Below are 21,412 nucleotides of genomic sequence, written 5' to 3'. Positions count from 1 at the left end.
CGCCCGTCGCATCGGAAAGCCCCGCAGACCGACTTCCGGGCATGAAAAGGCCCAGGGCCGGCCCATTGGGCAGAGCGAGGGGGAGTTGAAAAACTGTAGACGCGAATCGGCCGACGACCAAGAAGTAAGCGACTGAGGGGCCGGATTCCGGCACCTCCCCGCCGACTTTTTGGCCAACGGCCGATCCGGGCCTACTGTTTTGGAACCCGCCCGGCACACGCCGCCGCCGGCCCGAACGTCACGCCACCACGCACATTCCCGTGCCCGCACACACCTGGACCACGTCCCCGGCAGTGCTGGCGAGCGGCTACTCGCCCGCACCAGCCCGTTCCCTCACACCCGCCCCGGCCGCCGCGGACCCTTTCCACCACGCCCCGCGCCGCGGCAGCCGGACACTGCCCCCGGAGAATGCATGACCTCTCGTTACCCGCCCCAGCCCGAAGCCGACAACCACCCTGCGGGCGCTTCCGATTGAAGACGCTCGCCGCCGGCATCGGCGTCGTCTTCCTCTCCCCTCTCCTCCTAGGTACAGGCGCCATGATGATGGCCACCTCCAGCGAAGCCGCCCAGAACACCGCCTCCCCGCTGGACTGCCTGACCAACGTGGACACGAGCAAGATCGCTGACCAGGTCACCGAGATCCTCGACGGCGCGGACGCCTCCAAGGTCCATATCAAGGGCCTGGACCTGCCCGCCGAGCAGATCCCGAACGCGCAGACCATCGTCGCCACCGGCATCAGCCTCAACGTGCCCGGGCGCGGGCAGATCGTGGCGCTGGCCACCGCGATGCAGGAGTCCCGGCTGCGTAACCTGTCCGGTGGTGACCGGGATTCCCTCGGTCTGTTCCAGCAGCGGCCCAGCCAGGGCTGGGGCACCGCCGAGCAGATCCGCGATCCCGTCTACGCCAGCGAGCGGTTCTACAAGGCGTTGTTGCAGGTGCACGGCTGGCAGCAGATGACCGTCACCCAGGCCGCCCAGGCGGTGCAGCGCTCCGCCTACCCGGACGCCTACGCGCAGTGGGAGCCGCTGGCGACCGCGCTGCAGAAGGCGATCTCGGCCACCTTCCCCGGCTCCTGGCACAAGGACTCCGGCAAGGACGGCGCGGCGCCCGCCACGGCGACCGGCTGCGACGGCGCCGACGGGACGTCCTTCGGACCGATCCCCGAGGGTGCGGTCCCGAAGGGGTACACGATCCCGAAGGACACCGATCCGCGGGCCCGTAAGGCGATCGTCTGGGCGATGCACCAGCTCGGCACGATGTACCAGTGGGGCGGCTCCTGCACCAACCCGCACGGCCCCGACGCCATGGCCCGCTGCGACTGCAGCTCACTGATGCAGCAGGCGTACCGCCACGCCGGTGTCACCCTCACCCGCACCACCTATACGCAGGTGGGTGAGGGCAAGGCCGTCTCCCCGAAGGCTCTGAAGCCCGGTGACCTGCTCTTCAGCCGCGGCACGGCCGCACGTCCCGAGCACGTCGGCATGTACATCGGCCAGGGCCTGGTCATCGAAGCCCCCCGTACCGGCAAGCCAGTACGGATCACGCCGCTGAAGGACTGGACCGTCCTCGCCGCCCGCCGCGTCCTGTGACGCCACCCCCCTCTCGCGCCACCCGGCGCACCACCCCCGTCTTCCTGAACTTCCCGACCCGCGCCTTCTGGCCCGCACACGCAAGGAGCCCTCTATCCCCGTGTCCCTGCTCGCCGACCATGTCGTCCGGCTCGCCTACGATCCCGGCATCTCCCCCAAGGGCGGCGGCCTCCCGGGCCTGTCCGTCCTGAAGACCGTCGTCAACTCGATCAACCTGTTCGGCATCATCGCGGTCGTCGGTGCTCTCGCCGTCAGCCTCGCGGTCTGGGCGTGGGGCCACCACACCGGTGGCCACCAGGCCGAGGCCACCGGTAAAAAGGGCGCCACGGTCGCCGCCGGCGCCGCCCTCGGCCTCGGCGCGGCCAACGGCATCGTGGCCTTCTTCTCCAACCTGGGGTCGCAGGTCCACTGATGCTCAAACGCCTCACCAACTACAGCCTGCGCTGGTCGCCGAAGCGTCGCGTCACCGTGATCGCGATCGGCCTGGCCTGCTTGCTGGCCCTGGCCGCCGCCACCGCCTTCCTCACCGGCCGCGACGACCACCCCGACACCAGCGCCGCCGACCCCGTCCCGTCACCCACGCACAGCTCCACCGCCCCCACCGGCCAGCCCTCCTCCTGGAGCGGCCCGGTGGCCGGGCCGCCCAGCATCTCCGATCCGGTTCAGTTCGCCAAGGCCGCCGCGAAGATGCTCTGGTCCTACGACACCCGCACCACCAGCCAGGCCCAGCATCTGACCGGCATGCGGGCGTGGATGACGAAGGAGGGCGAGTACGGCGACTGGGCCTCGGTGGCGGCGCAGATCCCGGACCCGGTGCTGTGGTCGCGGATGGCGGACCAGGAACAGCACGCCACCGCCACCATCGCCGAGGGCCACTACCCGGCCGCCTTCAAGCAGGCGCTCGCCGAGGACCCGGCCGCGATCACCAAGGCGTACATCTACGCGGTGACCGTCACCGGCAAGCAGACGATCACCTGGGCCAAGGGCGGCACGGGGGCGGAGGACCGCTCGGTCACCCTCGCCGTCCAGTGCCGCCCCTCCACCGACTGCTCGCTCGTCGCCATCGCCCCGCGCGTCGCGCCCTGACCTGAAGGAGCACTCCGTGGGGTTTTGCAGCCTTCCCTTGGCGGACAAGGTCTGCTCGGTCGGCGAGGCCATCGATTTCGCCTCCGACCCGGGCAAGTACATCGGCAACTGGATGGCGAGAAGCGCCGGCGAACTCGCCGCGTCCGCGGCCGACCTGGCATCGAAGGCCGTTGATGCCACCACCCGCGTCGATCTGAACGCGGGGTGGTTCCGCGACAACTACGAGACGATCCTGCCCATCGGCCTGGTCGTCCTCGTGGCCACCTTCTGCGCGCAGCTGGTGCGTGCCGCGATCCGCCGCGACGGCCAGGCCCTCACCCAGGCGTTCTCCGGCACCGCATCCGGTGTGATCTTCGCGTTCGCCGCCATCGCCCTGACCACCGTCGCGGTCGAAGTGACCGACGCCCTGTCCGCCGGCCTGTTCGAGGCCGCGAACACCGACCTGGCTTCCGCGGTGCGCCGCATCGTCAAGGTCAGCGCCCTGGCACAAGTGGCCGGGCTGGGCTGGCTCGTCGCCGTCTTCGCGGGACTGGCCACCGCCATCGGCGCGTTCCTGTTCTGGTGCGTGATGATGGTGCGCAAGGTCGGCATCCTGGTCATGGTCACCCTCGCCCCCTTCGCCGGCGCCGGTGGCGGCTGGGAGGCCGCGCGCCGCTGGCGCAAGGGCTGGATCGAGGCCACCGCCACCCTGGTGGTCTCCAAGCTGCTGATGACGATCATCTTTGTCCTCGGTATCGCCGCGATGGGCAACTCCGACACCAAGGACGGTCTGGCGGCTCTGGCCGATGTCCTCGCCGGCATCGTGATCATGGTCCTGGTGCTGTTGTGCCCGTACGCAACGTTCAAGTTCGTGCACTGGGCGGCCGAGGGATCCGACGGGGAAACCCTGCACCGCGCCGGCGGTGCCGGTGCGCAGATGGCCCGGCAGCACGCCGAGCGCGCCGGGAGGAAGGCCGTCTCCATGGCGGCCACCGCCGGGACCAGCGGTGCCGCCGCCGCTCCGCAGGGTCCAGACAGCGTGCCCGGCCAGCACGGGTTCCCCGGCGACATCGCCGCCAGCCCGTCCGGCAGCACACAGGACTCCGCACGAGAGGCAGACGCCGGTGGCGCGTCCGGCGGCACGTCTGTCAAGACCGGTGTGGAACGTCCCGTTCAGCCATCGACCCACGTCACCGACGACACCACCAGCCCGACCGGCACCGGTCCCAGCACCACCGGCAGCGCCAGTGCCGGCAGTTTCGCTCAGAATGCCGCAGCCGGAGGCGGGCAGGCCGGATGGCGGTCGGCCCCGCCGACGACGGCTCCGCCGCCGCAGGGTGCCGCGCCCTCCCCTGGCGCGCAGTCTCCCGGAGCGCAGAACGTCGGCACGAGCGGGCCGGTCTCGCCTCCGCCGCCGCCCGCGGCCGGTCTGTGACCTCCTGCCCGACGCCCGATCCCCCGGGGGCGGGAACCCGTCCCGCCCCCGGGCCTTCGCTCCAGGACCCGCCCTTGTCCGACCTCGCCGCCACCCCAGCCATATCCCCGACCGTCAAGTTCCCGCACCGCAGCCGCCGCGGCATCCTGCTCGGCCTCACCTTCCACCAGCTCGTCCTCGTCGCCGCCGCGCTCGCCCTGCTCCTGGTCACGGTTCTTACGACCGGGCTCCTCGGCGTCATCGCCCTGTCCCCGCTCTGGGCGACCATCGCCGCCCTGGTCACCGTCCGCCGACAGGGCCGCTCCCTGATCGACTGGGCACCCATCGTCGCCCGCTACGCCTGGCGCCACCACACCGGCCAGACCCTGTGGCTCGCCCGGCCCGTCACCCGCCCCCGCCAGGACGGCCTCCTCCACCTGCCCGGCACCGCCGCCTCCCTCAAGGTCGTCACCCCAGGCGACTCCGCCAACGGCGCCGCCGCCGTCCACGACCCGCACCAGCAGACCCTCACCGCCGTCGCCCGCGTCAGCAGCCGCGCGTTCGCCCTGCTCGACCCGGCCACGCAGAACCAGAACGTGGGTGGCTGGGGGCGCGCGCTGGCGGGCACCGCCCGCACCGGACACGTCGCCACCGTGCAGGTCCTGGAACGCACCGTCCCCGACTCCGGAGACACCCTGGCCCGGCACTGGACGCAGCACGGCCGGCCCGAGACACCGGTCGCCGGACAGGTCTACGCGGACCTGGTCGCCTCCGCCGGACCGGCCGCCGCCCCGCACGAGACCTACCTGGCCATCTCCCTCGACCTCAAGGCCGCCAAGCGCCTGATCTCCCAGGCCGGCGGCGGCCTCCCGGGCGCGTTCACCGTCCTGCAGCAGACCACCGCCTCGATCGCCCAGGCCGCCCGCACCGCCGGACTGATGATCACCGGGTGGCTGACCGCCCGGGAGATCGCCGCCGTCATCCGCACCGCCTACGACCCCCACGCGCTCGCCACGCTCCAGCAGTGGTCCCCCACCGGCCACGCGGAAGCCGACCCGGCCGCCGCCGGACCCGTCGTCCAGGTCGAGGAGTACGACCGGATCGCCACCGACTCCGCCCGGCACGCCACCTACTGGGTGGAGAACTGGCCCCGCACCGAAATCGGCGCAGGCTTCCTGCACGGGCTGTTGTTCACCGCCGGCGTGCGCCGCACCCTGTCCCTGACCTACGTCCCGCAGCAGCTCGAATCCGCGCTGCGCGACGTCCAGCGCAAGAAGGCCGCGATCATCGCCGACGCCTCCGAGCGCGCCCGCCGCGGGCAGGTCGACAGCGAGGAGGACTCCATCGAGTACGCCGACGTCAAAAACCGCGAGCGGCAGCTGATCGCCGGGCACGCCGACGTCGCCCTGACCGGCCTGGTCACCGTCAGCGCCGACACCGACGCCGCCCTGGACGCCGCGTGCGCGCAGATCGAGACCGCCGCCGTCACCGCCGGTGTCGACCTCCGGCGGCTGTGGTATCAGCAGCCGGACGCCTTCTCCGTCGGCGCGCTCCCCCTCGCCCGCACCACCCTCTAGTCGCAGAAGTTGAGGGGAGGGAAGAGGCCGTTGCCACAGCCGATCTCTTCCACGGTGTCGTCCACGTCGCGGGCGTAAGCGGAGGCCGGGACTGTCTTTGTGGCGACGTGCGTGGTGGGCGTCGCGGCTACGGCGGTTGTGGCAGTGGCGGCCCCCGCCGCACAAACGATGCCGACGGTGGCACCCACCGTGAACGCGCGCGTCATCCGGGAAACAGCCGTCTTAAAGTGAGTCGTTGTAGTCATGCCCTGACCGTGCCCATGCCAGCGACCAGTTGCTCACCTAGCGCGTCCGATCGGGTGAGCCAATTCACTGGGTTGGACCACGATGTACTTCGGGGGATGCTCGCAGCCGTGGCATCACGCCACGTCTCGCGCGTCAGGGTACGGACTCCATCCGACACTCGGACCAGCACCGTTAGGCCACCGAACGCCCCTGGAGGTGGTCGAGAACAAGCTCTACGAATACAACGACGCCCGCATCACCACCGCCACTGCGGCGAGCGACCATCTCAACACCGCAGGAGCCCGCTTGGCCGTCTGCCTCGATACGCCGACGCCCGGCCCGTTCACCCTCACCTTCGCCGGCCAGGAGCGTCACTGGGCGAAGCCTCGACCCGCTTCGTCGTCCACGCCATGGATTTCGGATACGCAATCCGCTCCCTGGCCAGCCTCCCCAGCTGGTGCGTGTGGCACCTGGCCACCGCCGGGACCACGGACGGCCAGGACGCGGACATCGTCTGCCTGCCGCAGCTGAGCCACCACCCCAACCTCCCCACGCGCGGCGAATACAACGACCTGCGCAGCGAACAGAAGCCGCCGGTTCGCCTACGCCCCCGGCACGCCGACCCACCGTACCCATTCCACCGCAGCAGCCGGCCCGACTCCGGCCCCCCGCTCCCGCCTCCCCAGCGGCAAGGAACACCCCGTTGATCCATCCCCGTCCCAGCGTGCCCGACTCGCACCCCTATCTGCGGGCCGCCACCGCAGGCGTCCGTCACCACACACGCGCTCTGACCCGCCCCGGGCCTGCCGGCCCGCCGGACCGAGCCCACCTCGACGCCCTTCACACCCACCTGACCGAACTGCACCGGCTCCTCGACCAGTTGGCCGAGGCAGCACGTCCCCCGCACCCGGCCGCGGGCCGGCACCTCGCTACCGCCCACACCCGGCTGTGGCAGGCCGCCTCCGACATCCACGCGGCCTTCCACCTGCTGCCCACCGCGCAGAAGGATTCGGTGGCGTGCCGTCCCGAGCAGCTTCCCGACGGCCCGCCGTTCCTCACCATCTGCCAGCGCCACCTCGCGGCCGGACACATCGTCCGCCGCAAGACCACCCCCACCGACCTGCGCGCCCCGCACACCACCTCGTGCGTGCGGTGAGCCTCACCCGAAAAGACGAGGCGCCCCTATGAACCATCGACCCGCCCGCCGCGCCCGCCGGGCCTCCGCCTCCCCACTGTTCACCCCGCACGGCACCGACCGCGCCGCCCGGCGTGCCGCCCGCCGCCGGCTCGCCGAAGCCGCCGCGAAAGCCCGCACCGAAACCACCGACCGCACCCTGGCCGGCGCCGGTCCGGCCGAACACGACCCACCGCCACCGGTCTACCCGGCAGGCGGACGCCCCGGCCGGACCTCGGCACGCGGAAACCGGCTGAAGCTGCCCGCCCACCGCATGACCACCGCCATCGCGGCCGGCGCCTACCCCTTCCTCGCCGAAGGCGGTCTCGGCGCCGAAGGCATCTACATCGGCCGCGACGTCCACGCCGAAGCCTCCTTCTGCTTCGACCCGTTCGCGCTGTACGGGAAGGTGGAGGGCTTCACCAACCCCAACGTGCTGCTGGCCGGGGTGATCGGCCAGGGCAAGAGCGCGCTCGCCAAGAGCTTCGCCCTGCGGTCGATCGCGTTCGGGTACCGCGTCTACGTCCCCTGCGACCCGAAGGGTGAGTGGACGCCGGTCGCCCAAGCGCTGGGCGGCACCTGCGTCGCCCTCGGCCCCGGTTTGCCCGGCCGCCTCAACCCGCTGGACGCCGCCCCGCGCCCGGACAGCATCACCGAGGCCGACTGGGAGGGAGAGATCCGCAAGCGGCGCCTGCTGCTGCTCGGCTCGCTGGCCCGTACCGTGCTGGGCCGGGACCTGATGCCGATGCAGCACACCGCGCTCGACGTCGCCCTGGACATCGCGGTCACCCAGGCCGCCGGCACCGGCCGTACGCCGCTGCTCGGTGATGTCGCCGCCGCCCTCAACCAGCCCGCACAGTTGGACGAGGCGGCCGGGACGATGGCCGGTCACCTCGGGGATGCCGCCCGTGACCTCGCCCACGCCGTGCGCCGTCTCGTGCACGGTGACCTGGCCGGGATGTTCGACGCGCCCTCCACCATCACGTTCGATCCGCGGGCACCGATGCTCACCATCGACCTGTCCCGGCTCGGCGGGTCCGGTGACGACACCGCCCTGGTGCTCGCCATGACCTGCGCTTCGGCCTGGATGGAGTCCGCCCTGACCGACCCGCACGGCGGCCGGCGCTGGATCGTCTACGACGAGGCATGGCGCCTGATGCGCCACGTCGGCCTGCTCCAGCGCATGCAGGCCCAGTGGAAACTCTCCCGCGGGCTCGGCATCGCGAACCTGATGGTGATCCACCGGCTGTCCGACCTGCTCACCGCCGGCGACGCCGGATCACAGGGCCGGGCCCTGGCCGAGGGCCTCCTGGCCGACTGCTCCACCCGGATCATCTACCGGCAGGAGACCGACCAGCTCCACGCCGCCGCCTCCCTGCTCGGCCTGACCTCCGTGGAAGTCGACGCCATCGCGCACCTCAACCGCGGACGCGGCCTGTGGAAGGTCGCCGGCAGGTCCTTCATCATTCAACATCTGCTCCACACCCATGAGCTGGCGCTCTTCGACACCGACGCCCGCATGCACTGACCCGCACCGGAAGCCTCCTTGCCGCACCAACCGTCCCCACGGTCGCCCAACCGCCCCGAGCCCGGTGACCTCTACCGCAAGGCCCGCCGGGACGCCGCACCGTTTCTGGCCGGCCACCCGCTCCCCGACCAGCCGGCCGCGCTGCCGGACCTGACCCCCTACCTCCAGGCACTCCCCGACGCCCGGACGCCCGCCGAGGTCAGCGCCCTCACCCACCAGCTGGTCGCCGCCACCGCACCCGTCCTCGACCACATCGCCGCCCACTTCGTCACCCTCGCCCTCTGGGCCGGCACCGAGCACCGGCACACACCCCAGGCGGTGCGCCTGCTGCGCGAAGCGGCCCAGACCATCCGCACCGCAGTGGTCAAGGTGGCCGAGGCCGACCTGGAGAACCTGCGCGCCCACTACACGCCTCCCGCAGCAGGGCCAGAACACCCGGGCGCGGGCGCGCCCTCCTCCAGCGCCACCGCAGCACCAGCGCCCTCGGCCGGACCGCGCCGCTGACACCGCCCCTGGCCGCCCGCCCTCACCACCAGGAGAAACCCACCTGCCCCCGCACGCCTCCAGCACCTTCACCACCGGCCTCGCCGCGCACCTGTCCGGCAACTGGTTCCGCCGGGACACCGAGGTCCTGCCCTTCGAAGACCAGTGCCGCCTCGCAGAGCGGGTCTGGGACTGCGGCCCGCCCCATTCGGCCCTGCTCGACTGGCCCGACACCCCCATCACCGTCCTCGACGGGCCCGAAGGCCAACAGCTCATCGTGATACCGCGCCCCCGCTCGTCGGGCCAGTACCTGGTAGCGCCCCTGCGGCCCGACGGTGTGCGACCGCACCACTTCAGCGGCGTCGTTGAGCCGAACGGCATCTCCGTGCCCGACGATCCCGTCCGTGCCGCCGCCCAGGTCACCCGCCGCGTCCTGCCCCGCTACGTCGAAGCGCTCGCCGCCGTCTACGAGAAGGCCCGCCGCCAGCCGGAGCCACCGCACCGGCCCGCCACACCGGAGGTCAGCGAGTCGTTCACGCTGATCTGGTACCCCGACGGCGTGGTGGGCGCCCCGTATGACAGCGTGCCCGCCGCAGCCCGCCCCGTCCTCTACCAGTACCGATTCCAGTACAGCCCCGACGAGGCCGCATTCGTACTGCCCACCTCCTACGGCCCCGGGGAACGTGCCCTCCTGCTCGGCAGCGCTCTGCGGCAGCTCACCGCCCAGGGCATCGGCGTGAACCTCCGTCACGCCGCCCCCACTCCTCCCTCCTCCCGCACAACGGCTCCGGCACTCGGCGCGCCCCCTGCCCCGAAGCAGCCGCCGACCGCGCGGCGATAGCGGTTCCGGGCCCTTCCCGTGCGAACACCCGGACTGTCCCATGGGGACCAGCGGATGCTGCTCCACGGCATCGCCGACCAGCTCAACACCATCGCCGACCAGTTCCCGCTGCCCGACCAAGTCCGCGCCGACCCAGCGGTCGGGGAGATCCTGGACGACGAAATACGCAACCTGGCACGACTGCTGGGCTACCTGGCCGGCGAGAGCGCCTCCCGTCACCGGGCGTCGGCCCGCTATCCGGACCAGGTCACGTCCTCCCAGCGCCGCACCACGCTCGCCCTCGCCCGTGCCGCCGGACCCACCAGCGGCGCGCTCGCCGCCCTCGGCCGCGCCGTTCACGACCTCGGCGTCCTGCTCGACCTCACCCACCAGGCCCCCGGACGCGACCGCAACCGGGCCACGGCAGCCACACACCAGCGCCTCGCCGACCACTTCACCGCAGCCCGCACCCATCTGATCCGCGCTGCCCAGCAGTTGCGTCGCGCCGCCGACACCCGCACAGCGTCACCCGCTGCGGCCCCGCCTTCCCCGCAGGCGAGCCCGGCCCGCGCCCGCTGACCGGCCTCCGCCCCGTGCGCGCCCTTCCCACCTCGGCCGTACGGCGGCTGCCGCACGGCCAGCCGACCTCGACCATCCCCGACTTCTTCTTCCAGGAGACGATTCTGCGAGATCCCGACTTCGAGCTGTACGACAACGTCGGCCGCGACGCCGACCAGATCGCCGCCGCCCGCTACGGCATCGCCACCGACAACGACCTGCTGCGCTGGGCCAAGCGCGACGCCGAAAACTTCCTGGCCCGACACCCGCTGCCCGAGCAGGACCTGCCCACCCCCGACCTCACCCCGTATCTCGACGCACTCGCCGCCGCCGAGACCCCTGCTGAGGCCAGCGCGGTCACCCAGCGCCTGCTGGACGCCGCCCACCCCCTGCTCCACGCAATCAGCAACTACCTCGTGGCCGCCGCCCGATGGCGGGACCAGAACCGAGGAGCGGAGCTGGGATCGCCGCCGAAGATGCTGATGACCGCGGCCAGCCACAGCCTGTCCGTACTGGCCCTTGCCCACCAAGCGGACCTGGCGATCCTGCGGGCCGAATACGACCCGGCACCAGCCCCGCCCAGCCCGCAGCAGGGCCCGAAGGCACCCGGTCTTCCCCCCTCCCCTCCCAGCGCCCCGCCCGCCGGCCCGACCCCGGGCCGCTGACCTCACCGTCTCTGGAGATCTTCTGTCGACCCGTTCCTTCATCGCCCGTCCCACCGCAAGCGGCTATGACGGCATCTACGTACACCTCGACGGCTATCCGACGGCGCAGCTGCCCCTGCTCCTGGCCGCCTTCCAGTACCGGTTCGCACGCGACCTCGATGCCATGACCCGGCATCTCGTGGACGACGTGACCGTCGGCTGGGAAGAGCTGGGCACCGACCTCCTCGACGGCGCGCAGCCTTACATCGTCGAAGAGCTGACCCGCGGCGACCGATGGCCCAGCAAAACCCTGGACCACCTCATCACCCCAGACGGCTCACCGCCGACCCGTATGACGGTCACCGAGAAGGACGCGGCCGACCAGGACCTGGAATGGGGCTACGTCCTGCGCCCGGAGGGCATCGAGGTGATCAGCATGCCGTACGCCAATGCCGGCCCGGTCGTCGGCTGGGACGCCTACCCCCTGGAGTGCTTCAGCGACAACCCCCGGTACTGGCTCGCCCCCGCCCCCTCGCCGCTCGCCACGCCCGCTGCGGCCGGGCCGACGCCAGCCGCACCCGCGACCGCGCCGGTGCCGTCCCGTACGGCAGCCCGCCGCTGAACCACCCCGTACCGCAACCTGGAGATCTTGCCCTGCCCACACCGCCTGTGATCACAGTCGTCATCGCCACCCGCCTGCGCGAAGACCGCCTCGGCTTCCTGACCGCCCTGCACACCAGCCTCACCCGGCAAACGGTCCCGTGGGAGGCCGTCATCGCCCTCGACGGCGCCGACCCCGCACGCCTACCGGCACCACTGGCCGGCGATCCTCGGGTCCGTACGCTGGCACTGCCGCGGCCAGTCGGCGCCGCGTGCGCCCAGCAACCTCGCCCTGAACCTCGTCCGCACCCCGTACGTGAACTGGGCCGACGACGACGATCTGTTCCCCGACGGCACGCTGGCGGCACGGCTCGACACCCTGGAGCAAGCGGGGGTGGGCTGGTGCGCCGGGTGGAGCGAGGACCTCCACCCCGACGGCACCACAACGCTTTGGCGCTGCCCGACACCGCCCGGCCGGCACGAGGCGGGGGATGTGTGGACGTACTGGCACTCGCCGGCCGACACCATCCCCATCGGGCCGACCACAATCCTGGCCCGCACCAAGCTGGTGCGCGCCGCCCCGATGGGCGGCCTGGTCCAGGGCGAGGACTACATGACGGCCATCGGCATCACCAGCCTCGCCCCGGGGATCCTGCTGCCCCAGCCGGTCTACCGCTACCGCAAGCACCCCGGGCAGATGACCGCCCAGCCCGGATACGACCAGCTGGAAGCCGCCGCCCGCGAACACGCCTGGAGTTACGGCCGCAGCCTGCGCTCGCTCACCCGCCGCGAGACCGCACGTGGCTGACGCCCAGATCACCCTCACCTACAGCCGGAACATCGGCGTCGTCGCCATCGCCACCGGCAAGCACTACGAATCCGCGGAGAAGGTACTGGGCGCTACCGGGTTCCGCCGGGGTGAGGCCGGGACATACCACGTGTCCGACGCGGACGAGGCAGCGGCCAAAAAAGCCCTGGCCCGCCTGGTCCAGCGTGCCCAGGCGTCCGGAATCGAGGTGACGGCCAGCAGCCGGCGGTTCATCGGGGACGCCGCCCGCGACATCGCCCGCCTCCTGCCCGGCCAGTGGAACACGCAGGTCGAGATCTACGCCCACCCAGTGTGGCAGGAAGACCTCCTCCCCTATCTGTGGGACAACGGCGACCTAGCCCACGCCGTGCGGACTGCCCGGATCCCCTACGCCGCCACCCTCACCAACCAGGCCACCGCCACCATCCTGCTGCTGGCCGAACGCCCCGGGCACCGGCTCGGCTACCTGGTCGGTGCCCTCGCTCCCGCGGCGTTCGGCGAGGTGGACGGCGATCCGCACGCCCCGCGCAGCATCATCGTGGGACCGTTCCCCGGCCCCGCCGCACAGGCGATCACCGAGCGGTATCTGCCCGCCTACGAACGGGCCGTCCACGAGCGACGCACCACCATGGTGGCCGAGACCCTCGGCCTCATCCAGTCGGAACTGGGAGCCCAGCACGAACCGCGTACCGCCACAGGGGGCGAGGGTGCCCTGCCAGAACAGTCCAGGCAGGGCGCCTGGGCAGGCGGCGCCTTCCTGGACCGCGCGTGGCGCGAGTTCCTCACCGTCGTGGACCACGCCCCGGTGCTGCTGGACCGGTGCCGTCCTGCGGCCAGTGCGTGGCCGCAGGACGCCGAGGCCCTCGACCAGCTCGCCGCCGCGCTCCTCGCCGCTGAACAGGTACGCGATGACCTGACCCGAGGCGTCCCGCTGTCCCGCGCCGACCACCACCAGCGCACCTGGCCGGTGATCGCGCCCTGGCTCACCCACAGCGACAGCTTCCTGCGCCAGGCCCGCGCCGCAGCACCAAGCCCGCCTCCCGCGCCCACACTCCCCGCACCCCCGCCCCGCGCCCTGCCCGCGGACCGGCCCGCACACCGCCTTTGACCGTAGGAAGGCCCCCTTCTTGGACCCTGGCACGCACTTCGCCTTCGGCACCCACCCCGAGCACGGCTTCGTCGCCGCGTTCACCACGACCATGCCCGCCCACCTGGGCCACTGGTTCCTCACCCGCGAGCAGTTCGAGCCCGTCCCCGGCCATCCCACGCTGTTCCGGCTCACCGAGCCCGGCCGTGACGGTGCGCGCCGTGCCCGCCACGCCGTCAACGACCTGCGGGCCCTGGGCTACACGGTGGACGCCGACCTCCGCCTCGACCCGGACCCACCGTCGCGGTCGGCACGCCCGGCCCGGCCCCACGCTCTGCTGGAGCGGCGTAACCGGCTCGCCCAGGCGGCGGCCGTGCGCTCCCCGCAGCACCAGGCCACGCCGCCCACCACCACACCCGCCACACGGCCGATTCCGTCGAAGCCCGCCTACGCCCCGACCGTGCACTTGCACACGGGACGGTCGCGATGACACCCGACGACGAGACGATCCGCATCACGCGCGGGCAGGGCGGCGAGGTCGAAGTCAGCGGAAGGATCGACGCGGTGGCCAAGGAGGTGCTGCTCCGGGCGGGGTTCCTCTTCCTGCCGGCCCTGCGCGGCCGGGTCTGGGTCCGGCTGCCGTTCGACCTCGGCCGCGACTGGGAGAACAGGCACGCGACCTGGGCAGCGGGCATGCTCTCCACCGCCCGCTACCGCGTGCACCTCGACCCCGATCTGCGCTACACCCCGCCCGACGAACCGGCCACGCCCGCACGACCGCCGGCCATGACCGCCCAAGCACCGCCCAGCAGGCCACAGCGCCGCTGAAACCCTTCCTCCGGGAGAACCTGATCCCTGACACCACCCCGCCCAGCGCGGCACAACTCGCCGACCGGGCGCGGAATTACCGGCTGCGGATGGCGGTCATCGCCCGCGAGACCGAGACCGCCCTCGACGCCAGCCGGGACCGCTACGGCCGCACCGTCCACCACGACGCCGCCACCGCCGCCCGGACGCGCCGCACCCAGGCCGCCCTCGCCACCTACGCCATCCATCTCGCCGAACACGGCCAGCAGCTGCTCACCGCCGCCCGCAGCGGCCTCGACCACCAGCCCCCGGCCCCGCACACCGAAGCCTGGCGTGACCTACTGGACGCCCTCGCCACCTCCCACACCGAGATCACCCGCACCCTGACCCACCCAGCCGGACCGGGGTCAACCGAGCAACGTCAACAGCACGCTGCCGTGTGGCCGCACCTGGCCTTCTGGGCCGATTACGGCTCCATCGCGGCCGACCTCGCCGACCAGCACCATCACCCCGGCCCCGAACTGTCCGCCGAGGACAAGCACCGGTGGACCGACCAGGCCCGTGCCGCACGACGGCGGGGTGAACTGGAGCCGATCGAGTCCTGGTACGCAGCCGACGGCCGCCTCATCACCCTCGCCTACCTGGTCCAGGACGACACCTCCACCGTCATAGCCCTGTCCGGCGACCTGGATGCCGCGGCGGGCTGGGAGGTCATCGGGCACTACGACGACGAACTGGCCGCCGGCCGGGCCCTGCCCCGCGCGGTCCCGCCCGGAGTCCTGCGCCCGGACGCCCCCTCCCGCTTCAACCGGCCCGAGCCCACGCCCGAGCGCCCCGTACAGGAGCTGCTCCAAGACGTCATCGAGGCCCGCACCGCCGGCGAGGTCTCCGAGGCCCTGCTCGCCGCCGCGCAGCCCGGCTACGACGCCGGCCCCCTCGTCCGGCTGGAGCGCCTCCTCGACACCGCGGCCCGCTTCTCCTACGCCCTGGACACCGTCCGCGGCCAGCAGGTCGGCGCCCGGCTCGCCGCGCTCGGCCGGCAACTCGCCTTCCTCACCCAGGAAGTCCACGACGCGGCCGAGGATCTCGGCGCGACCGTCGGCGTCCTGCCCCCACACCGCACCCCGGCACCACCCCGGACACGGCCCCGCGCCGCAGTGAGCACCACACCCCCCGCACCGCCGGCCCGCAGCACGGCCACCGCCCGCCGGGCGTAGTACCCACCGCAATTCGGCGGGCCCCTACCCCCACGCCACGACCTGCTGAAGGAGAATGATCTATGGCTGTCCGCACGAAGTGGACTGTCGAACATGCCTGCGGCCACGAAGTCGTCCACGACCTGTCCGACCGTGCCGCCGACCGGCGCGCCGGGTTCGCCCGCTGGCTCGGCGAACGGGACTGCACCGACTGCTGGAAGGCCGCCCGCAGTAACGACACCGCCTCCAAGGAGGAGTGGCTCGCCGCCAAGCGCGCTGAGGAACAGCGGGCCGCCGCCGAGTGGGCCGCCCAGTTCGACATGCCCCCGCTGGAAGGCCCCGAACGCGCCCTTGCCTGGGGCGAACGCACCCGCCACCAGCTCATGACCGCCGCCCACACCGCCCTCGTCATCGAAGGCACCTGGGACGACGCCGACTGGGCCGAACTGGAAGAAAAGGCCCGCACCATCACCCGGGCCGGCTGGTGGATCGACCAGCGCGACTCCGACGGCACCGACCTGCCCGAACTCCTCGACGCCGCAACAGAGCAGGACCGTGGAACGGAGAATCCGTTCCACTGATGATCCACAGGTCTGAAGCCAAGGCGGCGGCCCTCACGCTCGTTGATCAGTTACGGGTAGCGTTTTTACGCCCAACTGCCATCATTTGCATGCTATTGCGCTCCACCGTGGAGCCGACGCTGCGATGCTCCGGTTCGGCATGGCTCACGGCACGGCCGTCAGCCGACACCGACGAGGCAGTTCTCGTCACCACCGGTGATGCGGATTTTAGCAAGCTCCTCGGGACTGCTCGGGCAGTCATGAAAGGCCCGGTAAAGGAAGTTCTGCGAAATCCTCCACCGGTCACTGAAACGCTCCATGTAGAGGTAGGTCGCACTCTCTTGCGGAGCCCCCCGGTCAAGGAGTACAAGCTCCGCAGAACGTCCCTTCACCGTGACATCGGATAGCTCAACCGTGCCGTTTACCGGAGCCCCCAGCGTTTCAGCGTCCGCACCTTGAAATCCTTCTTCAAAGAAGCGTTCACACTTACCTACCTTCTGCTCCAGCTGGATCCGCGCTTGTGGAGTCTGAAGGGCACAGGCAGTGACGGCATCTTTGTTCGACCAAGCCTTTGTGTACGCCGCCCAGGTCTCACGTACGCCGTCCTCGCCCGGCGCGGCCCCTACCAAAGAAGTGCCGTAACCCGGCCCGAAGGCACCAGCCCCCGGGGCACCGGAATGGCTGCCACCGCCCAAAGCCACATAGATCAGCCCGCTAGCTACTACACCACCCACCAAGAGGAGCACCCAAGCGGAGCCTCCGATCCCGAAGCGGTTCGTCCGCTTCGAGCTGTCGATATTGCCTCCCGCGACTTGGGCGTTCTTGCCGGTAACGCCTCCCCCGTTGATGTAGACCTGATGATGTGGCGCACCAGTGGTGGCAGTCCCCTGGATCACGGTCTGGCTGCGGAGTTGCACCGCGTCGCTGAGGGCCTGAACGTATGAGGGGTCACCCTCCGACGCAGCGGCGAGCCTCCCAGCGGCGTCGACACGCCGACTGGCATCCTGCGGGGCCTCCTCCAGACGAGCCAGCGCCGTGGCACCCTCCTCTGTCGACTGCAAACGTTGCCGTACCAGATCGGTTACAGCGCTTGCGGCCACATCCTGCGCCACGCCGGCCAGGAAGTCTCCCGCGATCCCGATCGCCGTCACCGCCAGGACCCCGACTTCAATCACCTGGGACTCCTCATCACTCCACCGAAGGGGTTTTAGAAAGTAGCGCAGCTTTAGGTGCGCATTCGAGGAGTCAAGACACTTTGGCATATGCCATGTATTCGGCCGTGCCCGTCACGCGAGTGCCTCCGTAGCGGGTATCATGGGCGACCCAAGCGCCGTGGAGCCCGAGCGTTGGGTAAACGCATGATGCTGACAGCTGCGGCTGCTCGGCTCTGAACGCCGCAGAGTTCGAAGTCGCGAACTCCGCCCGCTGCAGCGGGCGCAACATAGCCGCAGATCGCCGGTTAGCCAAACCGGCGTTCGTGCGGACCATTGATCCTCCCGCCGCTACACGCACCACGTGGAAGGATCCGCCTTGCTCCCACCGCCCTGGACCCCGCCGTCCACCCCCGCCTTCGCGCCGACGCCCGACCCGCTCACGCCCGCCAGGGACATCACCCACGGGCACTTCGAGGCCGGTGACCAGGTCATGGTCATCAAGGGCGTCGCCGGCGGTCGGCTGTGCGGGGAAGCGATGCGGGTTGTCGCCCCGTCCTGGCACACCCCGACCGACGAGGACGGTTGGCGGCTGCGCGATCCCAACGGCGGTGCCCAGACGTTCATCACCGCCCACCCCCGCTACCTGGTGCACCTCTCGCGGCGCTGCCCGGACTGCCTGATCTTCCAGCGCGCCATGGAGGACCACCTGCTGCCGAAGTACGCCGGCCATGCCGACGCCATCATCGACTGCGGCTGGTACACCACCACGGCCCTGGGCCAGCTCGTCCACATCGCCGACGCCCGCAGCGGCCGGTGACGCTGGCCCCCGCCGTCCCCGCCACGCCCTCGCCGTGGCGGACGTACGGACCCTGGCCGTCACCGAGCAGTACCCCGTCCCTTCACCGGAGCCGTACCAGCATGATTCCCCGTCTCAACGAACCCTCCGGCACCCCGCACGGACCGCTCGGCGAAGCCCTGGGGCGCGTGGTGAGCACGGAGGAGGTGCTGACGAAGGACACGGTGGTCGCCTACTGGCCGGCCCTGGACGCCTACCTCCTGGACGGCGAAACCTCGGCGTGGACGGCCGCCCAGTGGGCCGAGCACCTCGAAGATCCGCTGCTGGAGCACCCGTTCGCCGCCGGCCCCGCCGATGACCGGATGGCCGTCGTCCACCTCTCTGTCCGGCTCCACCCCGATGACCGCCGCCTGAACGGTGCGGAGTGGTCCGAAATCGCCCACCGTTTCGCTCGCGCGGCAGGATTCCAGAACCCCGGGGACACGGCCGGCTGCCGGTGGATCGCCATCCAGGCGCAGCCCGGGCGCCTGGATGTGATCGCCAACCTCATCCGGCTGGACGGCGCCTGGCAGAATCTGCCCACCGGTCTGCTGAAACGGCTGGCGGCGGAGGCCCGGCGCATCGAGCAGGACCTGCGCTTGATCGCTCCTGCCGCTGCACCCGGCCGCCGGTGCCTGACCGGGTCAGTCCCGGATGCGTCCTCACAGCTGGCCGGCGTTCTCGCTCAGCTCACCGACGAGCGGTCCGGTCCGCTGGCCGCCGTGCGCGCCCTGGTCGAGCACACCGCGCACCGGGCCGCGCTCCAGCCCGGCGCCGGCCCCGACATCGGGCACCGTCTGGAGCTGATCGCCCACCGCCTGCACCGCATCCAGCAGGATCTCGACACCACCGCCACCCGTCTGACCGCCCGCCCCGGCCGGGTGCCGGCAGTCCCCGTTGTGCCCGCTGCCCATGTCGCGGGCGGGCACTCACTGTAGGAGAAACGCTTCCCTTTGCCTCTGTCCGACCGCTACCTGACTATCTGCCGCGACCCGGACTCCGAGGAAGTCCTCGCCCGCGACGGCGACCTGGAAGCCCACAGCATCCTGCAACGCGCGGGCTTCGTACCCGTCCACCGCCTGCACGAGACCTACCACCGGGCACCCATCGGCCTTCCACGGGACGAAGAGACCGGGCTCGCCACCGAGGCGGTGGCCCGGCTACGCGCGGCCGGCTACCACGTCGACTGCGATGCCGACTTCGACACCAGTCACCGCCCCCTCCGGTGGCAGGTGCTGGGTGCGTCGGTCGCCCACCTCGCCGAGCGCATCCGGCAGGCGACCAGCACCGGTGAGGCCGCCGAGATCCTGACGGAGCTGACCGCCCCCTGCGACGGCATCCTCGACGCCGTCGGTCACATCCTCATCGCCGCAGCCGAGTTCCACGACGGTCTCGGCACGGACTCGGCCCCGTACACCGCGCGGCGGCTGCGCTACCTGGCCGAGGAGAACCTGCGCGTGATCCACACCGACCTCGTCCACACCCGCAACGACCTCGCCGACCAGCACGCCCCGCACCCCGGCCGCACCGAGTGCACCCAGGAAGTCCCCGCCGGGGAGCGCGAACGGTCCGCCGTGTGTGCCTGCCCGCCCCCGCCGCGCGCCCTTCCCGTCCCTCCACCGCCCGTGGCCGGCGGACCGCGCCGCTGAACATCCCACCCCCCTCCCCCCGCTCTTCTCGCTCAAGGACCTTATGCACGACCACGAAAACTCCGAACGCCTCGCCTCCTTCGCCGACGTCCTGGCCGGCGAACTGCCCGGCGCCTGGAGCAGCACCCACCACCCCGCCGGACACCGAAAGGCCCTCGCCGCCCTGGACGAGCGGATCTGGGACCTAGACCTCGTCGCCGATTCCCTCGCCGAGCACCCGCTGCGGCAGGCGGCCGTCCTGTCCCGGCCGGACGGCGCCCAGCTCCTCGTCATCGACCGGTACGACGAACTCGGCGGCTTCCTCATCGCCGCCATCGCCCCGCGCGAGTTGCCCGACGAGGCGTACCGCGGGGTGGCCGAGCCGAACGGGATCGCGGTGGCGGACGATCCCTTCCTCGGTGCCGAGCAGGTCGCCACCGACCTGCTCCCCCGTTACGAGGCCGCCCTCGCCCAGGTCCGCCACAACGCCCTCGACGCCATCGTGCCCTCGCAGCCGGACCGTCTCGTGCTGACCTGGCAGCCGGACGGCAGCCTCGCCGCCGCCCCCATCGGGGAAACGGCCGCGAACGTGCTGGTGGCCAACGGCTTCGTCCAGCCGGAGCAGACCGGCATCTACCGGCTGCCCGGCGACGACACCGTCGAGCAGGCCCGTGCCGTCCGCAAGGCCGGCCGGCAGCTGCGCGCCCACGGCATCGCCACCGCGCTCCAGCACCCCTCGGGCCGGATCACCCCGACCGCCACCGCGCCGTCCTCCCCGCCGGCCCCGGCCGCGCCCCGCGCCTCGGCGGCCCGGTCCCGGTGAAGCACGCCGAACCCGACTTCCACGTCCTGGACTACGTCACCATCACCAAGGACCCGCGGACCGGGCTGGTCCTCGCCCTGGGCGGCGCCGACCAGGCGGCCGGGATTCTTCAGCGAGCGGGCTTCCTCGACGCCCCCGGCCCCCGTGGCACCTACCACCGTCTTCCCCACCACCTGCCCGTTCAGGAGCAACGCCGCAGGGCCATGGCCGCCTCGCATGCCCTGCTCGCCGCCGGATACAGCGTTCACCTCGACCCGTTCCTGAACGACCTAGCCGTATCGGACGGCGACCGGGAAACCGCGCTGCGGTACCTCGTCCAGCTGTCACAACGGGCCGGTGATACGTCAGACGCCCAGGAGCAGGCGGCATTGCTGACCGAGATCGCCGGTCCTGGCGAGGGACTGCTGCCACTCATCCGGCAGGCCGTGGCAGTCCTGTGCGTCGGGTCCTTCGCCGGCGGCGCGGACCCGCAACCGGTCGCGCAGCTCATGAACACAGCCGATGCGCTCTCGCGGGCCGCCGACCAGATCCTTCGGCTCCGTAACCAAATCGCCCGCACCCCCGCACCGCCCGACTCCGCCGTAAAAACGCCGAGCCCGGCACCACGGCTACCGACCATGCCCGTCGATCACCGGAGGATTCCGTAACACCCCGCACACCCCCGCCGATGAGCCGGCACCTCACACCTCGCCTGGCGACCGCACTCTTCCGCCGCTACCTGCGCGCCTGCACGCCAACCGGCCCCGACCGCACCTGCCTGCTGGCCGGCGCGCGCCCCGAGACCGCTCTCAGCGAAGCCCACCGGACCAGCCGCCGCTGACCGTTCGATCTCACGC

Annotated in this window: 25 protein-coding genes and 1 pseudogene; 24 read left to right on the top strand and 2 right to left on the bottom strand. The window is 71.7% G+C overall.

The genetic code is table 11. The features are described 5' to 3' along the window. Nucleotides 1–471: 471 nt before the first annotated feature. From HB370_RS37935 to HB370_RS37915, 5 genes are all read left to right on the top strand, one after another. Complete coding sequence (locus HB370_RS37935) at nt 472–1,590, top strand: C40 family peptidase (protein WP_030792878.1); 1,119 nt, start codon at nt 472–474, stop codon at nt 1,588–1,590. Between the two features lie 100 nt (nt 1,591–1,690). Continuing rightward, nucleotides 1,691–2,002, top strand: a complete 312-nt coding sequence (locus HB370_RS37930; RefSeq protein ID WP_030792876.1) for a DUF6112 family protein — start codon at nt 1,691–1,693, stop codon at nt 2,000–2,002. After that, nucleotides 2,002–2,676 (top strand): hypothetical protein, encoded by a 675-nt coding sequence (locus HB370_RS37925; RefSeq protein ID WP_030792873.1) that lies wholly within the window; start codon nt 2,002–2,004, stop codon nt 2,674–2,676. Before HB370_RS37930 ends, HB370_RS37925 begins: the two co-directional genes overlap by 1 nt. 16 nt (nt 2,677–2,692) lie before the next feature. After that, nucleotides 2,693–4,090 (top strand): conjugal transfer protein TrbL family protein, encoded by a 1,398-nt coding sequence (locus tag HB370_RS37920; protein ID WP_030792870.1) that lies wholly within the window; start codon nt 2,693–2,695, stop codon nt 4,088–4,090. Between the two features lie 74 nt (nt 4,091–4,164). Further along, on the top strand, nt 4,165–5,646 hold the full coding sequence (locus tag HB370_RS37915; RefSeq protein ID WP_030792867.1) for an SCO6880 family protein: 1,482 nt from the start codon (nt 4,165–4,167) through the stop codon (nt 5,644–5,646). Here HB370_RS37915 and HB370_RS37910 read toward each other — a convergent pair. Continuing rightward, nucleotides 5,643–5,891, bottom strand: coding sequence for a hypothetical protein (locus HB370_RS37910; protein ID WP_157855652.1), 249 nt, complete (start codon nt 5,889–5,891; stop codon nt 5,643–5,645). The genes HB370_RS37915 and HB370_RS37910 overlap by 4 nt on opposite strands. A 683-nt stretch (nt 5,892–6,574) precedes the next feature. On the opposite strand from HB370_RS37910, the gene HB370_RS37905 reads away from it, so the two are divergent. From HB370_RS37905 to HB370_RS37845, 13 genes and pseudogenes are all read left to right on the top strand, one after another. Beyond that, the gene (locus HB370_RS37905; protein ID WP_030792863.1) at nt 6,575–7,027 is read left to right on the top strand and encodes a DUF6238 family protein; all 453 of its coding nucleotides are present in this window, start codon (nt 6,575–6,577) and stop codon (nt 7,025–7,027) included. Between the two features lie 28 nt (nt 7,028–7,055). Beyond that, entirely contained in the window at nt 7,056–8,573 is a 1,518-nt protein-coding gene (locus HB370_RS37900; RefSeq protein WP_030792861.1) for an ATP-binding protein, read from the top strand. Between the two features lie 18 nt (nt 8,574–8,591). Further along, the gene (locus tag HB370_RS37895; RefSeq protein ID WP_051816146.1) at nt 8,592–9,077 is read left to right on the top strand and encodes a hypothetical protein; all 486 of its coding nucleotides are present in this window, start codon (nt 8,592–8,594) and stop codon (nt 9,075–9,077) included. 364 nt (nt 9,078–9,441) lie between these two features. Further along, nucleotides 9,442–9,897 carry a hypothetical protein gene (locus tag HB370_RS37890; RefSeq protein WP_167513086.1) on the top strand — a complete coding sequence of 152 codons (456 nt, stop codon included), beginning with the start codon at nt 9,442–9,444 and terminating at the stop codon, nt 9,895–9,897. Nucleotides 9,898–9,951: 54 nt separating this feature from the next. Further along, nucleotides 9,952–10,455: a hypothetical protein gene (locus tag HB370_RS37885; RefSeq protein ID WP_037703489.1), complete on the top strand. Its 504-nt coding sequence runs from the start codon at nt 9,952–9,954 to the stop codon at nt 10,453–10,455. Between the two features lie 14 nt (nt 10,456–10,469). Beyond that, complete coding sequence (locus tag HB370_RS37880; RefSeq protein ID WP_244405812.1) at nt 10,470–11,099, top strand: hypothetical protein; 630 nt, start codon at nt 10,470–10,472, stop codon at nt 11,097–11,099. 163 nt (nt 11,100–11,262) lie between these two features. Next, a complete protein-coding gene (locus HB370_RS37875) occupies nt 11,263–11,700 on the top strand; it encodes a hypothetical protein (protein ID WP_342451011.1) in 438 nt (145 codons plus the stop codon). A gap of 47 nt (nt 11,701–11,747) precedes the next feature. Further along, a pseudogene (locus HB370_RS37870) lies at nt 11,748–12,486 on the top strand (glycosyltransferase). Then, nucleotides 12,479–13,594 carry a hypothetical protein gene (locus HB370_RS37865; protein WP_030795107.1) on the top strand — a complete coding sequence of 372 codons (1,116 nt, stop codon included), beginning with the start codon at nt 12,479–12,481 and terminating at the stop codon, nt 13,592–13,594. The pseudogene HB370_RS37870 and the gene HB370_RS37865 overlap by 8 nt, the downstream one beginning before the upstream one ends. A 19-nt stretch (nt 13,595–13,613) precedes the next feature. Then, a complete protein-coding gene (locus tag HB370_RS37860; protein ID WP_030795108.1) occupies nt 13,614–14,063 on the top strand; it encodes a hypothetical protein in 450 nt (149 codons plus the stop codon). Next, a complete protein-coding gene (locus HB370_RS37855) occupies nt 14,060–14,401 on the top strand; it encodes a hypothetical protein (RefSeq protein WP_030795110.1) in 342 nt (113 codons plus the stop codon). Before HB370_RS37860 ends, HB370_RS37855 begins: the two co-directional genes overlap by 4 nt. 89 nt (nt 14,402–14,490) lie before the next feature. Then, the gene (locus tag HB370_RS37850; protein WP_037703491.1) at nt 14,491–15,597 is read left to right on the top strand and encodes a hypothetical protein; all 1,107 of its coding nucleotides are present in this window, start codon (nt 14,491–14,493) and stop codon (nt 15,595–15,597) included. A 62-nt stretch (nt 15,598–15,659) separates the two neighbouring features. Then, nucleotides 15,660–16,157 (top strand): hypothetical protein, encoded by a 498-nt coding sequence (locus HB370_RS37845; protein WP_030795113.1) that lies wholly within the window; start codon nt 15,660–15,662, stop codon nt 16,155–16,157. Nucleotides 16,158–16,315: 158 nt separating this feature from the next. On the opposite strand, the gene HB370_RS37840 is transcribed toward HB370_RS37845, so the two are convergent. Further along, complete coding sequence (locus tag HB370_RS37840; RefSeq protein ID WP_030795116.1) at nt 16,316–17,311, bottom strand: hypothetical protein; 996 nt, start codon at nt 17,309–17,311, stop codon at nt 16,316–16,318. 355 nt (nt 17,312–17,666) lie between these two features. On the opposite strand from HB370_RS37840, the gene HB370_RS37835 reads away from it, so the two are divergent. The 6 genes from HB370_RS37835 to HB370_RS37810 all read left to right on the top strand — a co-directional run bounded on the left by HB370_RS37835 (nt 17,667) and on the right by HB370_RS37810 (nt 21,396). Continuing rightward, nucleotides 17,667–18,107 (top strand): hypothetical protein, encoded by a 441-nt coding sequence (locus HB370_RS37835; RefSeq protein WP_030795119.1) that lies wholly within the window; start codon nt 17,667–17,669, stop codon nt 18,105–18,107. A 101-nt stretch (nt 18,108–18,208) separates the two neighbouring features. Further along, the gene (locus HB370_RS37830; RefSeq protein WP_037703493.1) at nt 18,209–19,063 is read left to right on the top strand and encodes a relaxase/mobilization nuclease; all 855 of its coding nucleotides are present in this window, start codon (nt 18,209–18,211) and stop codon (nt 19,061–19,063) included. A 15-nt stretch (nt 19,064–19,078) separates the two neighbouring features. Continuing rightward, nucleotides 19,079–19,774 carry a hypothetical protein gene (locus tag HB370_RS37825; protein WP_030795125.1) on the top strand — a complete coding sequence of 232 codons (696 nt, stop codon included), beginning with the start codon at nt 19,079–19,081 and terminating at the stop codon, nt 19,772–19,774. A 43-nt stretch (nt 19,775–19,817) separates the two neighbouring features. Beyond that, nucleotides 19,818–20,576: a hypothetical protein gene (locus tag HB370_RS37820; RefSeq protein WP_030795128.1), complete on the top strand. Its 759-nt coding sequence runs from the start codon at nt 19,818–19,820 to the stop codon at nt 20,574–20,576. Further along, on the top strand, nt 20,573–21,223 hold the full coding sequence (locus tag HB370_RS37815) for a hypothetical protein (RefSeq protein ID WP_030795131.1): 651 nt from the start codon (nt 20,573–20,575) through the stop codon (nt 21,221–21,223). Before HB370_RS37820 ends, HB370_RS37815 begins: the two co-directional genes overlap by 4 nt. A 20-nt stretch (nt 21,224–21,243) precedes the next feature. Next, on the top strand, nt 21,244–21,396 hold the full coding sequence (locus tag HB370_RS37810) for a hypothetical protein (protein WP_157855695.1): 153 nt from the start codon (nt 21,244–21,246) through the stop codon (nt 21,394–21,396). Nucleotides 21,397–21,412 lie beyond the last annotated feature (16 nt).

Origin of the sequence: Streptomyces sp. DSM 40868 (genome assembly GCF_011820545.1) — a bacterium.
Lineage (GTDB): Bacteria > Actinomycetota > Actinomycetes > Streptomycetales > Streptomycetaceae > Streptomyces > Streptomyces eurythermus.
Note: the sequence above shows the minus strand (reverse complement) of the source record. Positions and strands in the feature narration are given on the sequence as shown.

Excerpts from the sequence above, each read along its gene's own strand:
- HB370_RS37925 (WP_030792873.1), top strand. The coding sequence starts at position 2,002 with ATGCTCAAACGCCTCACCAACTACAGCCTGCGCTGGTCGCCGAAGCGT.
- HB370_RS37910 (WP_157855652.1), bottom strand. The coding sequence starts at position 5,891 with ATGACTACAACGACTCACTTTAAGACGGCTGTTTCCCGGATGACGCGC.
- HB370_RS37900 (WP_030792861.1), top strand. The coding sequence starts at position 7,056 with ATGAACCATCGACCCGCCCGCCGCGCCCGCCGGGCCTCCGCCTCCCCA.
- HB370_RS37885 (WP_037703489.1), top strand. The coding sequence starts at position 9,952 with ATGCTGCTCCACGGCATCGCCGACCAGCTCAACACCATCGCCGACCAG.
- HB370_RS37875 (WP_342451011.1), top strand. The coding sequence starts at position 11,263 with ATGACCCGGCATCTCGTGGACGACGTGACCGTCGGCTGGGAAGAGCTG.
- HB370_RS37855 (WP_030795110.1), top strand. The coding sequence starts at position 14,060 with ATGACACCCGACGACGAGACGATCCGCATCACGCGCGGGCAGGGCGGC.
- HB370_RS37850 (WP_037703491.1), top strand. The coding sequence starts at position 14,491 with ATGGCGGTCATCGCCCGCGAGACCGAGACCGCCCTCGACGCCAGCCGG.
- HB370_RS37845 (WP_030795113.1), top strand. The coding sequence starts at position 15,660 with ATGGCTGTCCGCACGAAGTGGACTGTCGAACATGCCTGCGGCCACGAA.
- HB370_RS37830 (WP_037703493.1), top strand. The coding sequence starts at position 18,209 with ATGATTCCCCGTCTCAACGAACCCTCCGGCACCCCGCACGGACCGCTC.
- HB370_RS37820 (WP_030795128.1), top strand. The coding sequence starts at position 19,818 with ATGCACGACCACGAAAACTCCGAACGCCTCGCCTCCTTCGCCGACGTC.
- HB370_RS37810 (WP_157855695.1), top strand. The coding sequence starts at position 21,244 with ATGAGCCGGCACCTCACACCTCGCCTGGCGACCGCACTCTTCCGCCGC.